The 13,330-nt window shown below is 69.9% G+C and carries 12 protein-coding genes; 10 read left to right on the top strand and 2 right to left on the bottom strand.

The window, feature by feature from the left end:
* Positions 1-5: 5 nt before the first annotated feature.
* Positions 6-2,558: an ATP-binding protein gene (locus tag Ate02nite_RS16665; protein WP_239147459.1), complete on the bottom strand. Its 2,553-nt coding sequence runs from the start codon at positions 2,556-2,558 to the stop codon at positions 6-8.
* A 60-nt stretch (positions 2,559-2,618) separates the two neighbouring features.
* On the opposite strand from Ate02nite_RS16665, the gene Ate02nite_RS16660 reads away from it, so the two are divergent.
* Entirely contained in the window at positions 2,619-3,482 is an 864-nt protein-coding gene (locus tag Ate02nite_RS16660; protein ID WP_203806355.1) for a patatin-like phospholipase family protein, read from the top strand.
* 982 nt (positions 3,483-4,464) lie between these two features.
* On the opposite strand, the gene Ate02nite_RS16655 is transcribed toward Ate02nite_RS16660, so the two are convergent.
* Positions 4,465-5,637, bottom strand: coding sequence for a VanW family protein (locus Ate02nite_RS16655; RefSeq protein ID WP_203806353.1), 1,173 nt, complete (start codon positions 5,635-5,637; stop codon positions 4,465-4,467).
* Positions 5,638-5,863: 226 nt separating this feature from the next.
* Here Ate02nite_RS16655 and Ate02nite_RS16650 point away from each other — a divergent pair, with 226 nt between their 5' ends.
* The 9 genes from Ate02nite_RS16650 to Ate02nite_RS16610 all read left to right on the top strand — a co-directional run bounded on the left by Ate02nite_RS16650 (position 5,864) and on the right by Ate02nite_RS16610 (position 13,228).
* Positions 5,864-6,406: a hypothetical protein gene (locus Ate02nite_RS16650; RefSeq protein ID WP_203806351.1), complete on the top strand. Its 543-nt coding sequence runs from the start codon at positions 5,864-5,866 to the stop codon at positions 6,404-6,406.
* 167 nt (positions 6,407-6,573) lie between these two features.
* A complete protein-coding gene (locus Ate02nite_RS16645) occupies positions 6,574-7,596 on the top strand; it encodes an ABC transporter substrate-binding protein (protein ID WP_203806349.1) in 1,023 nt (340 codons plus the stop codon).
* A complete protein-coding gene (locus Ate02nite_RS16640; protein WP_203806347.1) occupies positions 7,593-8,339 on the top strand; it encodes an ABC transporter permease in 747 nt (248 codons plus the stop codon). The genes Ate02nite_RS16645 and Ate02nite_RS16640 overlap by 4 nt, the downstream gene beginning before the upstream one ends.
* The gene (locus Ate02nite_RS16635; RefSeq protein WP_203806345.1) at positions 8,329-9,069 is read left to right on the top strand and encodes an ABC transporter ATP-binding protein; all 741 of its coding nucleotides are present in this window, start codon (positions 8,329-8,331) and stop codon (positions 9,067-9,069) included. The genes Ate02nite_RS16640 and Ate02nite_RS16635 overlap by 11 nt, the downstream gene beginning before the upstream one ends.
* Entirely contained in the window at positions 9,066-9,989 is a 924-nt protein-coding gene (locus Ate02nite_RS16630) for an ABC transporter substrate-binding protein (RefSeq protein WP_203806343.1), read from the top strand. Before Ate02nite_RS16635 ends, Ate02nite_RS16630 begins: the two co-directional genes overlap by 4 nt.
* A complete protein-coding gene (locus Ate02nite_RS16625; RefSeq protein WP_203806341.1) occupies positions 9,986-10,894 on the top strand; it encodes a sulfurtransferase in 909 nt (302 codons plus the stop codon). Before Ate02nite_RS16630 ends, Ate02nite_RS16625 begins: the two co-directional genes overlap by 4 nt.
* Positions 10,891-11,316 carry a PPOX class F420-dependent oxidoreductase gene (locus Ate02nite_RS16620; protein WP_239147458.1) on the top strand — a complete coding sequence of 142 codons (426 nt, stop codon included), beginning with the start codon at positions 10,891-10,893 and terminating at the stop codon, positions 11,314-11,316. Before Ate02nite_RS16625 ends, Ate02nite_RS16620 begins: the two co-directional genes overlap by 4 nt.
* Positions 11,313-11,888, top strand: a complete 576-nt coding sequence (locus Ate02nite_RS16615; RefSeq protein WP_203806339.1) for a nucleoside/nucleotide kinase family protein — start codon at positions 11,313-11,315, stop codon at positions 11,886-11,888. The genes Ate02nite_RS16620 and Ate02nite_RS16615 overlap by 4 nt, the downstream gene beginning before the upstream one ends.
* Positions 11,873-13,228: an LLM class flavin-dependent oxidoreductase gene (locus tag Ate02nite_RS16610; protein WP_203806337.1), complete on the top strand. Its 1,356-nt coding sequence runs from the start codon at positions 11,873-11,875 to the stop codon at positions 13,226-13,228. Before Ate02nite_RS16615 ends, Ate02nite_RS16610 begins: the two co-directional genes overlap by 16 nt.
* Positions 13,229-13,330: the final 102 nt, after the last annotated feature.

Below are 13,330 nucleotides of genomic sequence, written 5' to 3'. Positions count from 1 at the left end.
CGGGCCTACGGCGTACTTATCACCGGATCTTTGATGTCGTTTATGCCGGCCAGGTGGGTGCGGATCTGATCGGCCTCGGGGAGGCCGAGAGTGGTGTAGCCGGCCAAGGCCTGCTCGAAGTGTGTCCGTGCCTCGTTTTGGTCGCCGAGCGCCTGATGGGCCTGGCCCAGACCCGCCTGGGCGCGGGCCCGCTGGGCGCCGGCGCCGATGTCGGTGGCGATGGTCAGGGCCTCGGTGTGGAAGGTGATCGCGTCGGCCGGCTCGGCGGCTTCGCCCAGGCCGTTCAGCGCCCACGCCTCGCCCTCCTGGTGGCCGGTCTCGCGGAAGATGGTCAGCGCCTGCCGGTGATAGTCGGTCGCCTGGTCGCGCCGGCCCAGGCGGGTGTGCAGTGCACCGAGGCTGTCCAGGGTGCCGGCCTCGCCGGGGCGGTTGCCCAGCTGCCGTTCCAGGATCAGGGCGTGGTCGAGGTGGTCGGCGGCCGGGCCGTACTCGCCGGTGCGCGTCTCCAACTCGCCCAGGGTGTGCAGGGCGATCGACTCGCCGCGCCGGTTTCCGGTCTCCCGGGCCAGTTCCAGCGCTTGGCGCAGGTGGTCGATGGCCTCCGGGAGGCGGCCCAGGCGTTCGGTGGCGAGGCCGAGGCCGTTCAGGGCGACCGCCTCGCCGGAGCGGTCGCCGCTCTGCCGGTAGAAGGTCAGCGCCCGGGCCATGTAGTCGACGACCGCCGCGTACCGGCCCGCCTGCAGTTCGATGCTGCCCAGGTTGAACAGGGTACGAGCCTGCCCGGACGGATTGCCGGTCAGCTGGAACAGGTCGTGGGCCTGCTGGAACTCCTCAGCCGCGGGGCCGGTGCGGCCCAGGCACAGGTGCGCGAAGCCCAGGCCGGCCAGGGCGTGCGCCTGCCCGGTGCGGTCGCCGCCGGCCCGGGCGACCCGGTGAGCGAGGCCGTGCAGGGTCAGCGCGTCGGTGTAGTAGCCGTTGTTCAGGTAGCGGGACAGGGTCTGCGCCAGCATGGTGGTCGAGCCGTGGCCGGCCACCGCGACCAGGGTGGGGCGTTCGGTGTCCAGCCAGCCGACGGCGGCGTCCGGGTCGGTCAGGTCGGGGCCCGGGGTGCCGGCCACCGAGAGCGGCGGGCGGCGGTGGGCCTCGGCCGGGTACAGCGCGTTCATCGCCGCCCCGGCGGTGGCCAGGAAGTGGTCGAACAGCCGGGTCAGCGCGGCCCGGCGGTCGCCCGGCGCGTCCTCGTCGTGGGCCCGGTCGGTGGCGTAGGCCCGGACCAGGTCGTGGAACGTGTACCGGCCCGGCGTGGACTCCTGCAGCAGATGGTCGTCGCGCAGTCCGGCCAGCCGGGTCAGCGCGGCCGGGAGGTCGGTGCCGGCCAGGGCGGCCGCGGCGTACCCGTCGAAGTCCTGCCCCGGATGCAGCGCCAGCAGGCGCAGCAGCCGTTGCGGCGCGGCCGGCAGGTCCTGATAGGACAGGTCGAGGCTGAGCTGCACGCCGGAGTCCATCCGGCGTTCGTCGCGGCGCTCGTCGAGCCGGTCGGCGTGGTCGGTCAGGGTCCAGCCCGGCGTCTTGCGGATGTGCCCGGCGATCAGGCTCAGGGCCAGCGGCAGGCAGCCGCAGCGCTCGGCGATCCGGGCGGCGGCGTCCGGGTCGGTGCCGGCCGGCACCCCCGGCACCGCGGCGGCCAGGAAGGCGAGGGCCTCCGGCATCGTGAACACGTCCACCGCGAGGTGGTCGGCCCGGCGCAGGTCGGTGAGGCGGTGCCGGCTGGTGATCAGGGTCAGACAGCCCGGCACCTCGGGCAGCAGCGGCCGGACCTGCTCGGCGGTGGCCGCGTTGTCCAGCACCACCAGCGCCCGCAGCCCGGCCAGCCGGGACCGGTAGGCGTCGGTGCGGGCGTCCAGCTCGAACGGGATGCGGTGGCCGGGCATACCGAGCAGGCGCAGGAAGCCGTCAAGAACGGCGGCCGGGTCGGCGGGCGGCTGGGCCGGGTCGGGATGGAAGCCGCGCAGGTTGACGAACAGCACCCGATCGAAGGTTTTTTCAAAAGCCAGCTGATGTCCGGCGTGGACGGCGAGCTGGGTCTTGCCGACCCCGGCCATGCCCTCCAGCGCCGAGATCACCACGGCGTCGCCGACCTGCGCGGCCGCCCGCAGCTGATCCAGATCGGCCACCCGGCCGGTGAAGTCGGGCAGGTCGGGCGGCAGCGAGTCCTGCACCCGCACCTGGGACACCGCCGCGATCTCGCCGCCGACCACCCGCAGCGACTGTCGCCACTGCGCGACATATCCGGCGTCCGGGTGCAGCGCCTCGACCACCGCGATGACCAGGTCGGTGTTCAGCCGCCGCCGGCCCGGCTGGAAGCAGCTGGCCACCGTCGACCGCCGGGCCAGCTCACCGGCCGGCCGCCCGGCGCCGGTCCAGGCCGCGTTGACCCGCTCCTTGATCATCTCGTACGACGGATCACCGCCCCAGATCTTCAACAGCCGCAGCCGTTCCACCAGGTCATCGACGTTACCGGCCGGCCCGGGGTCGGGCGGCGCCGCGAACGCATCCATGGGAATCGCCCCTCCGCAGGATTCGAGCCGTCCGAGACTATCGGGCACTAGCATCGGATCGTGTCTCGACGGGTCGCGCTCGCGCTGGGTTCCGGTGGTGCGCGGGGGTTTGCCCACATCGGGGTCATTCAGGTGCTCGACGAGCGGGGCTTCGAGGTCGTCACGGTCGCCGGCTCGTCGATGGGCGCCCTGGTCGGCGGGGTGATGGCGGCCGGGCGCCTGAAGGAGTTCACCGAGTGGGCGACCAGCCTCAAACAGCGCGACGTGCTGCGCCTGCTCGACCCGAAGTGGGCGCTGGCCGGCGTGCTGGCCGCCGACCGGCTGATCGACCACCTGGACAGCTTCCTGGACGACGCGCTGATCGAGGACCTGCCGATCCCGTACACCGCGGTGGCCACCGACATCACCAGCCGCCGCGAGGTGTGGTTCCAGAAGGGCCTGCTGCGCTCGGCGATCCGGGCGTCGATCGCCATCCCCGGCCTGATCACGCCGGTCGTCGCCGACGGCCGGGTGCTGGCCGACGGCGGCCTGCTCAACCCGGTGCCGATCGAGCCGACCGCGTCGGTCCCCGCCGACCTGACGGTCGCCGTCTCGCTGCTGGCCCGCCGCCCCGGCCACGAGTCGGCCGCCCCGATCCGCGCGGCGGCGAAGCGCACCCGCTCGGCCGACTGGCTGGGCCGCCTGCGGCACGCCCGAGCGGCCGAGCCGATGCCGCCCGAGATGCGTTTGAGCGACGTGATCATGAACTCGCTGGACGCGATGCAGGACATGATCGCCCGCTACCGCATGGCCGGCCTACCACCCGACGTGCACATAGCCGTCCCGGTGACGGCAAGCGGCGTCCTGGACTTCCACCACGCTGCCGCGATGGTCGCCCTGGGCCGAGAGCTGGCCACCAAGGCCTTGGACGACGCAGGCTATTAACTGCCTTTCCCAGTACGCCGTAGGCCCGGTCCCGTGGCACGCGGTCCCGCTGGGCGGCACTCACTCTCCGCGGGCCCGCATCCGGGCGGGCCCGGCCCAAGACGCCGGCCACCGCCCGCATCCGGGCAGGCCCGGCCCAAGACGCCCGCCGCCCGCGGTCTGCAGCCCGCGGGCTGCCTCGTGCCTCGTGCCGTGGCGCTGGGGCCTTGGGCGGCAGGAGCGCTGCGGAGCGGTGCGGGGTGCTTGCGTCGGGTGGACGGCGGCGTCACCGCTCCAGCCAGCCGTTGATTCAGGTGGGCGTCTCGCGTCCACGGGCCTCGAGTCCCGCCTCGTCTCGCGCTTCGCCTCGCCCGCCCGTTCCGCGATCAGCTTCAGATCTTGGAGCGGTTGAGCAACGAGCGGGGGGTGAAATTGACAAGATCTGACCTGCGTTGGAAGCTGGCGGGCGATTTATACGGCATGTCATGCTCTTCTGCTTGCGCAGGGCTCAGCAGGTGGGAGCGCTGTCCACCAAGCGGGACCATGCCTGCGATACGGGGCGCCGACTCAGGATCCGAGAGCGATGGTCCACCATGCGGAAGTCGTGAACGCGTGGACTGCAGCTGCAAATCGGCGGTGGGCTGGGCCGCGCCGCAACGGCTGAAGGTGCAGGGGCTTTCCGGCGGAGCGGCGTGTTTCGGCAGTCGGTCGACTCGGATTGGTTAGCGCGTCGCGGCGCTCGGGACGGGCAGCGCCCCGGCGTGTTGGGTCGGGTGCGTGCGTCGCGGCGCAGGGCGGTGTGGGCGGTGGGCCGGCGTGTTTGGTCGGGGTGCGTGCGGCGCGGCGCGCGGCGGGGGCGGGCAAATGCCAGCGTCTTGGGCCGGGCCCGCCCGGATGCGGGCGCGCGGAGGGTGAGCACCGCTCAGCGGGACCGCGTGCCACGGGACTGCTCCTACGGCGTATCCGAAAAGGAGCGTAAGCGGACCGCCCGGCGAAGCAAGCGTCAGTCCAGGCCCGTGTAGCGCCAGCGGAGGGTGGTTGTGCCGGTTTCGGCGCCGTCGTCGTAGACGGTTCTGGTTACTCGGATGCTGAAGCCGCCGTCGGTGCCTGGGCTGCGCGGGCCGGTCTCCGAGACGACCTTGCGCTTGCCGGTGCTGCCGTAGAGGGCGACCGTCACCGACGTGTCGGTGGTCGCCGTGCGGATCACCACCGGGGCCGCCGTGTCGTTGCGGATCACCTGGTCGATGTTGCCCCAGTCGAGGGTGGCCTCGCGGCCGGGCGGGTAGCGCGAGATGTACTTGCTGTGCGGCTGGTGCTTCAGGATCGGCAGGCCGGCGAACCAGGCCGAGTTGAACAGCGTGGTGGAGAACTGCGAGATGCCGCCGCCGATCTGGTCCTCCAGCTCGCCGGTCACGATCGCGGGGGCGGGCACGAAGCCGCGGTCGCGGGTGCGCTCGCCGACCTTCTCGTTGAGCGAGAACGTCGTGCCGGGGGCGATGACCGTGCCGTCGACGATCTTCGCGATCAGGTGGATGTTTGTTACCCGGGGCGCGCAGCAGGGGTGGTACGTGGTGAACGTGCCGATCAGCTGGTTCACGCCGGCCAGGTCGCCGCCGGGCGCGGTCGTGGTGCCGGCTACCGACGCTTCGGGCCGGCCGGCCTGGACCGCTGCCACCACGGCGGGAGCGGCCGAGGCCGGGTCGATGCTCCAGCCGGCGGTGCCCTCGGTGCGCTGCACGCCCTTGGTCGAGGAGGTGAACGAGGCGTCGCCCTTGGCCTCCAGCCGTGGCACCGGGGTGGCCAGCTTCACCACGGTGTCGGTGGCCGCCTCGCGGTGCGCGGACAGGGCCGCCCGCAGCTCGGCCGCGTCGGTGATGACGACCGCGTCGCCCGAGGCGGCGAACGCGGCGCGGACGGTCGCGGCGACGTCGAGGGCGAGGCCGGCCGCCACCGGATTGATGGTGAACGTCGCATCCGTCCCGGTGACCTGCACGGTGACCGGTTGCTCGACCCGGGCGCGCACCTGCGACTCGACCGCCGCCCGGACCTTCTTCTCGTCCAGCCCGCCGACCGGGACCCCGGCGATGGTCCGCCCGCTCGGCGTCAGCTCGGGCCGCCGCATCATCTTGATCGCGACCACCGCCCCCACGACGATCACGACAACGGCGACGATCAAAATCAGAAGCTTCCCGTACGGCTTCCGTCGGGCGACCGTGTATATGGCGCTAATGGTGCAACTCCGTCATGGCAAACGTGACGCAGTCGCGCCCTCGATCGAGTGATCATGCCAGCGACCGGCATCCATCGTCTGCGGTCGCGATCACAGCGTGACGTATGGCCAGTCTGTCGATGGCGTGCATTACTGAGAGTGATGGCCTTGTGTCTTTCCGTATCATGAGGCCATGAATGTCGCTGATTGGGCGCAGACTCTCTCCCTTCCGCTCGTCGCCCTGGCCCTCTTCGCGAGCGCGGTTCAAACGCGCGCCATGGTCCAGCAGACGCGATTCTCGGCCACCCAAAGCAGGCACGTTGCTGATTCGCTGGCGCAGAATGCGCAAATCGCGCTGACTCGGAACCAGACTGATCATCGCGCCGAGTTCTTTCGGGACGATCCTGAATTGCTCGAATGGTACCTCTCATCGCGAGGGTATCCGACGTCTGCGTACGAGAATAACAAGCGCAGCCTGTATGTCTTGACCAGGATGGATATTCACCAGTTGAACTTCTTGAACTATGAATCAGGATTCTTGGCGAATGAGTTCTGGGGGGCTTGGAAGAATGTCGTAGTCACGGATCTGGAAATACCGGAGTTCGCCGATCTGTGGCCGACGGTTCGGACGTTTTATGCGCCCGGTTTTGTGGCCTTCTGTGATTCTGTGTTGGCGGCTAGGGCTGCAAAGCCCACAAATGTGGCCACTGGCGGGCGCGTCCCGAAGTTGGCCTGAGGGGGCCAGCGGCGCAGCGAGCGCGGCCCGGGTCAACATCGAGTTATTCCTATGAAGCCAGTCTGATATGTGGGAACAGTATGTAATGCGGGTCACTTTTGCCTGGTGGAGTCAGCTGTATACACCTAAATTTCGTGCAGAAATCACCGCAAACGAAAGTCGCCCTCATGAATAACGCCATCAGCCGGCGTCGTGTTCTGACCACCCTCGCGGCCGCCTCCCTGGCCCTGGCCACCGCGGCCTGCGGCAACGATGACGACGCACCCGCCACCGGGGCCAGCGGCCAGGCCCTGACCAAGGTCAAGATCTCCCTCGACTGGACGCCCAACACCAACCACACCGGCCTCTACGTCGCCCAGTCCAAGGGCTTCTTCGCCGCGCACGGCCTGGACGTGGAGATCGTCCAGCCGGGTGACGCCGACCCGAGCACCCTGGTGGCCGCGGACAAGATCCCGTTCGCGATCAGCGCCCAGGAGTCGCTCACCCAGGCCCGCGCCGAGGGGGCCGGGCTGGTCTCGATCGCCGCGATCATCCAGCACAACACCTCCGGCTTCGGCTCGCCCAACGACCGCGGCCTGACCCGCCCCGCCCAGTACGCCGGCAAGACCTACGGCGGGTACGGCGGCCCGATCGAGGAGCCGCTGCTCAAGACCCTGGTCAAGGCGGACGGCGGGGACCCGGACAAGGTCAAGGTGGTGAACGTGGGCGACGCCGACTTCCTCACCGCCACCAAGAAGGGGATCGACTTCGAGTGGATCTTCTACGGCTGGGACGGGATCAACGCCGAGCTCAAGGGCCAGGCGCTGAACATCCAGTACGTCAAGGACTACGACAAGGCGCTCGACTTCTACACCCCGATCCTGATCACCAACGAGAAGCAGATCTCCAGCAACCCGACGCTGGTGAAGGAGTTCACCGCGGCGGTGTCCGAGGGTTACACCTACGCCGGGAAGAACGCCGCCGAGTCGGCCGAGATCCTGCTCAAGGCGGCCCCCGACCTCGACGCCGCCCTGGTCAAGAAGAGCCAGGAGTGGCTGAGCCCGCGGTACACCGACGACGCGGCGCGCTGGGGTGAGCAGAAGGACACGGTGTGGACCGACTTCTCGGCCTGGCTGTTCCAGCAGAAGGTGCTCAGCAAGGAGGTCGACGCGTCCAAGGCGTACACCAACGAGTTCCTGCCTGCGGCGTGACCACCCTGCGCAAGGCGCTGCCACCGGCGATCACGCTCATCCTGCTGATCGCCGGCTGGCAGCTCTACTGCACGGTCTCCGGCGTGGACACCTGGTTGCTGCCCAGCCCGAAGGACATCTGGGACGCCGCGGTCGAGCAGCGCTCGGTGCTCACCACGCACACCCTGGCCACCGCCGAGCTCACCCTGTACGGCTTCGCCGCCGGGGTGGCGGCCGGCCTGCTCATCGCGGTCGTGCTGCACCTGGTGCCGTTCCTGCGGGCCGCGGTCTACCCGCTGCTGGTGATCAGCCAGAACGTGCCGACCATCGCGATCGCGCCGCTGCTGGTGGTCTGGCTCGGGTTCGGGCTGGCGCCCAAGCTGGTGGTGATCATCCTGGTCTGCTTCTTCCCGGTGGCCGTCGCGACGCTGGACGGGCTCGGGCGCAGCGACCCCCGGATCGCCGATTACCTGCTGATGAGCGGCGCCTCGCGCGGGCAGTTGTTCGCCAAGCTGCAGTGGCCGAACGCGCTGCCGACGATGTTCTCCGGGCTGAAGATCGCGGCGACCTACAGCGTCTTCGGCGCGATCATCTCGGAGTGGCTCGGCAGCGACAAGGGCATCGGCCACTACATGATCGTGCAGAAGTCGGCGTTCCGGGCGGACCGCCTGTTCGTCGCGATCGTCATCGTGATCATCCTGGCCCTGCTGGTGTTCGGGCTGGTCCTGCTGGTGGAGAGGCTGGTTGTTCGTCGTGAGCGCTGACGCCCTGAGCGTTACCGGCTTGAACCACAGTTTCCAGGATCTCGAAGTCCTGAAAAATCTGGACATTTCGGTTGGTCGTGGTGAGTTCGCCTCCATCGTCGGGCCGAGCGGATCCGGCAAGAGCACGCTCTTTCACCTGATCGGCGGCGTGCACACCCCGTCGTCCGGAACCATCGAGATCAACGGCGAGCCCGCGCGACGAGGCCGCATCGGCTACATGCCGCAGCAACCGGCCCTGATGCCCTGGCGAACCATCGAGAAGAACGTCGTCCTGGCCCGTGAGATCGCCGGGAAATCGGATCTCGCACTGGCCCGGGACTGGCTGGAGAAGGTGGGGCTCGGTGATTTCAAGCGGTCCTACCCGCACCAGCTCTCCGGCGGCATGCAGCAGCGGGTCGCCTTCCTCCGCGCCCTCATCTCCGACCAGGAACTGCTCTGCCTCGACGAGCCGTTCAGCGCCCTCGACGCGATGACCCGCGCCGAGATGCACCGCTGGCTGCTGGACATCTGGGAGGCCAACCGCCGGGCCGTCCTGTTCGTCACGCACAACATCGAGGAGGCACTCCTGCTCTCCGACACCGTCTACGTCTTCTCGCACCGCCCGGCCACGGTCCTGGAAAAGGTCACCGTGCCGTTCGACCGCCCACGCCGCGGCACCGTCGTCGACGACCCCGAGTTCGTCAAACTGCGCCGCCGCCTCACCGATCTCCTGACAGGTAACCCCCGATGAGCCTGACTCACCTGCGCGTGATGCTCGAGTACTTCCACCCCTGGACCAACGCCGCCGGCCTCTACGTGGCCAGCCGCAACGGCTGGTACCGCGACGCCGGCCTGGACGTCGAGCTGACCGTCTTCGACGCGCTGCGCGGCGACACCCTCGAACACCTGGCCCGCGGCGAGGTGCACCTGGGCGTCTTCCCGACCAACCGGCTGCTGGTCCGCAGCGCCGCCGGCCAGCCGCTGCAGGGCGTGGCCTCGATCAACCACCGGGGGATGGAGACCATCCAGACCGTCGCCGGCCGCGGCATCGCCCGCCCACGCGACCTGGAAGGCAAGCGGCTCGCGCTCAACCCGACCCCACGCGGCGTAGCCATGGTCCGGCACCTGGTCGCGGCGGACGGCGGCGACCCGGACGCGGTGGTGCTGGTGGACAGCGGTCACCGCGAGCTGAGCGTGGACGACATCGCGGCCGGCACGGTCGACGCGACCTTCGGCGGTTATTGGGCCTGGGATGCGCTCTTCGCCCAGCTGCCCGGTTCGCAGCGGATCGTGTGGCCGGTGGACGAGATCGGCGCGCCGCCCTATCACAGCTATCTGCTCGGCACCGGTCCGGCGCTCACCGACCCGGCCCTGCTGGACACGTTCCTCCAGGTCACCGCACGCGGCTATCGCGCCGCCACGGATGATCCGGCGGGCACCCTCGACGTACTGGACCGGGTGATCCCGTACTTCCCGCGGGCGATCCTGGCCCGCTCCCTGGAGTTGATCGCGCCGACCTGGTGGCACGGTGAGCAGTGGGGCGAGATCCGGGAGGACCTGATGACGCCGTACACCGCCTGGCTCGCGCAGAATGCGATCCTGCCCGCGGACTTCGACTGGCGCCAGGCCGTTCGCGCGGCCTCCGCGCCGGTCCGGGCGCTGCCGCGATGACCGGTCCGCTTCTCGGTCCCGCCGATTTGGCCGTACGCGGTGAGAGCGTTCTCGTCCTCGACGCCACGGTGGAGCTGGCCGCCGCGCGACACGACGGCGACCACACCTCGGTCTCCGGCCTGGCCGGTTGGCAAGAGGCGCACATCCCCGGCTCCCGGCACGCCGACCTGCTGAACCTGCTCAGCGACCCGGCGGCCGGCTACCACTTCGCGGCCCCGGAACCAGCCGTGCTGGCGGCCGCACTGTCCGCGCTGGGCGTGCGCGACGGCGTCCCGGTCGTCACCTACGACCGCAACGGCGGCATGTGGGCGGCCCGGCTGTGGTGGCTGCTGGACTGGCTCGGCGTAGAGGCCTACGTCCTGGACGGCGGCTTCGCCGCCTGGCAGTCGTCCGGCCTCCCGGTGTCGTCCGACTCAGCGGATTCCGCCAGGCCTGCGGCGCCTTCGGCGTCCGCGCGTAGCGAGGCGGTGCCGCGGGCGGGCGGGCGGCTGACCGCGCGGGTGCGGGATGGGCGGTGGATCGGGAAGAGCGACATCCAGGCGTGGCTCGAGGGGGAGGTGGAGGCGACCCTGGTCTGCGCTCTCAACCCGGAGGCGTACGCCGGGGAGGTGCCGACCCGCTACTCGCGCCGGGGGCACATTCCGGGCAGCGGGAACCTGCCGGCCCGGTCGCTGGTCGGGGCGGACGGCCGGTTCCTGCCCGAGGCTGAGCTGCGGGCCGCCCTCGGCGGGCTCGCCGACGATCCCGACCCGGTGTGGATCTACTGCGGCGGGGGGATCTCGGCCACGGTCGTCGCGCTCGCGCTGACCGTGGCCGGCCGGCCGGACGTGGCGATCTACGACGGCTCCCTCGAAGAGTGGTCGGCCGATCCCGCGCTGCCGCTGGAACTCGGGCGGCCGGCGTGAGCGCCGACGGTGTGGCTCCGGTCGGCGGCGTGCGTGTCGCGCTGGGGGATGGGGTGCGGGAGCTGGTGGATGGGCCGGAGTTTGCGGTGCTGTCCACCAGTGAGCCGGATGGGAGTGCTCAGCTTTCGGTGATGTGGGTGGGGCGGGACGGGGACGAGCTGCTGATGGCTACCAAGGGGGCGCGGCGCAAGGTGCGCAACATCCGGCGGGATCCTCGGGTGACCGTGCTGCTTTACGACCGGGGGCGGCCTACCCGGTATGCCGAGATTCGCGGGACCGCCCGGGTTACCGACGAGGACGCTCGGGCACTTGTCGACCGGCTGGCCCGGAGTTACACCGGGGCGGATCACCTTGTCGACGACCAGGAATCCGACCGGGTGGTTCTGCGGATCACGGCTGAGCGGGTGCTGTACGTCCCATGACCGACAACTGGCTGGCCGGAGCCGTCGAGCTGGTCGTCACCTGGGCCCGGAACCGGGAACCCGCCGCCGGGGCGCGGCGGGTGCTTGCCGTCGAAGGGCGGTCGGGGTCGGGGAAGACCACGCTCGCTCGGGCGGTGGCGGAACGGCTCGGGGCGCCGCTCATTCACATGGACAACCTCTATGCCGGGTGGGACGGGCTCGACCAGGGGGTTACCGCGCTGCGCGACTGGGTGCTGGTTCCGCTCGCGGCCGGGAAGGTGGCCAGTTGGCGGCGGTGGGACTGGGCCGGGGATCGCTATGCCGAAGAACATCCGGTGCCCGACGCGGATTGGCTTGTGGTCGAGGGTGTCGGTGCGGGTGGGTCGGTGCTCCGGCCGTACATCAGCGGGTTGGTTTGGTTGGAAAGCCCCGATGCGGTGCGTAAGCGGCGGGCCCTGGCCCGGGATGGGGAAACCTATGCGCCGCATTGGCGGCGGTGGGCGGAGCACGAGGACGCGTTCTACGCGGCCGAACTAGTCCGTGAACGGGCGGACCTGATCATCGAGAACGAGGAACCATGCGCATCCACCTGAACGGACTGCGGCAGTCCACCGTCGGGCACACCGCCATCGGGCTGTGGCGGCACCCGGACAGCCAGGCCCATCGTTATCGGGACCTGCGCTATTGGGTGGAGACAGCGCAGATTCTGGAACGCGGGAAGTTCGACGCATTGTTCGTCGCGGATGCGCTGGGGCCGCTCGACGTCTACCAGGGCAGCGTCGATGCCGCGCTGCGCGACGGCATCCAGACGCCTACCGATGACCCGCTGCTGCCGATCAGCGCGATGGCGGCGGCGACCCAACATCTTGGTTTCTCGGTCACGGTCTCCTCTACGTACGAATTGCCGTACGCCTTTGCCCGCAAGATGACCACCCTCGATCACCTCACCGACGGGCGGATCGGGTGGAACATCGTTACGTCTGCGCTGGACAGTGCCGCTCGGAATCTTGGGCTGGATAAGCAACTGGCGCACGACGACCGGTATGCCAAGGCCGAGGAATTCATGGAGGTCGTCTACAAGCTGTGGGAGGGCAGCTGGGCGGATGACGCGGTGGTCCGCTCCGGCGACGTGTTCGTCGATCCTTCTCGGGTGCGGCCGATTCAGCATGACGGCGTGCACTATCGGGTGCCGGGGATCGCTCTCTCCGAGCCGGGGATTCTGCGGACGCCGGTGCTCTACCAAGCTGGGACCTCCCGAGTTGGGCGGGCCTTCGCGGGGCGGCACGCTGAAGGCGTCTTTCTCTCCGCCTATCTGCCGTCGATGGCTCGGACTCTGGTCGACGGGGTGCGGGCCGAAGCGGTGGCGGCTGGGCGGGATCCGGCGGCGGTCAAGTTCTTTGCTATCGCCACCGTGATCGTCGCTGAGACCGATGCTGAGGCGCGGGCCAAGCTGGCCGACTATCAGCGCTATGCCAGCGTTGAGGGGGCGCTTGCCCGGTGGAGCGCGCTGATGCACATCGACCTGTCCGCGCTTGATCTCGACAAGCCCCTCGAATATGTGGAGACCGACGGGATTCGCGGCATGGTCGAGCTGTTCACCACCCTTGACCCCTCGCGGACCTGGACTCCTCGGGCTATTGCCGAGTTCGTGGGGGTGGGCGGGGGCGGGCCGGTGATCGTGGGCAGCCCTGCCACGGTCGCGGATGCGCTGGAGCGCTGGGCCGACGAATCCGGTGTGGACGGTTTCAACATCGCCGATCCGGTGCCGCCGGTTACCTTCCGGGATTTCGTCGACCTCGCTGTGCCGGAGCTGCAGCGGCGTGGGCTTACCCGCACTTCGTACTCGGGCAGTACGTTGCGGGAGCACTTCTACGGGCCGGGCGTTACCCGGGTCCGTGACGATCATCCGGCTGCGGCTTACCGCTTCAGCTAGGGGTTGCTCTTTCGCTGTCCTCTTGCGCTGGGCGGTGGGACGTTTCGGTCGCGCTGGGACGGTGGTGGGCCGGGGGTGACCAGGCTGGGCGGTAAAGCATCT

The organism is Paractinoplanes tereljensis (assembly GCF_016862435.1).
In the GTDB taxonomy this organism is placed as follows: Bacteria; Actinomycetota; Actinomycetes; order Mycobacteriales; family Micromonosporaceae; genus Actinoplanes; species Actinoplanes tereljensis.
This window is presented reverse-complemented; position numbering and strand designations above follow the sequence as displayed.

Bases quoted from the DNA above. Each gene is read 5' to 3' on its own strand.
- Ate02nite_RS16665 (WP_239147459.1), bottom strand. From the start codon at position 2,558: ATGGATGCGTTCGCGGCGCCGCCCGACCCCGGGCCGGCCGGTAACGTC.
- Ate02nite_RS16650 (WP_203806351.1), top strand. From the start codon at position 5,864: ATGAATGTCGCTGATTGGGCGCAGACTCTCTCCCTTCCGCTCGTCGCC.
- Ate02nite_RS16645 (WP_203806349.1), top strand. From the start codon at position 6,574: ATGAATAACGCCATCAGCCGGCGTCGTGTTCTGACCACCCTCGCGGCC.
- Ate02nite_RS16630 (WP_203806343.1), top strand. From the start codon at position 9,066: ATGAGCCTGACTCACCTGCGCGTGATGCTCGAGTACTTCCACCCCTGG.
- Ate02nite_RS16625 (WP_203806341.1), top strand. From the start codon at position 9,986: ATGACCGGTCCGCTTCTCGGTCCCGCCGATTTGGCCGTACGCGGTGAG.
- Ate02nite_RS16615 (WP_203806339.1), top strand. From the start codon at position 11,313: ATGACCGACAACTGGCTGGCCGGAGCCGTCGAGCTGGTCGTCACCTGG.
- Ate02nite_RS16610 (WP_203806337.1), top strand. From the start codon at position 11,873: ATGCGCATCCACCTGAACGGACTGCGGCAGTCCACCGTCGGGCACACC.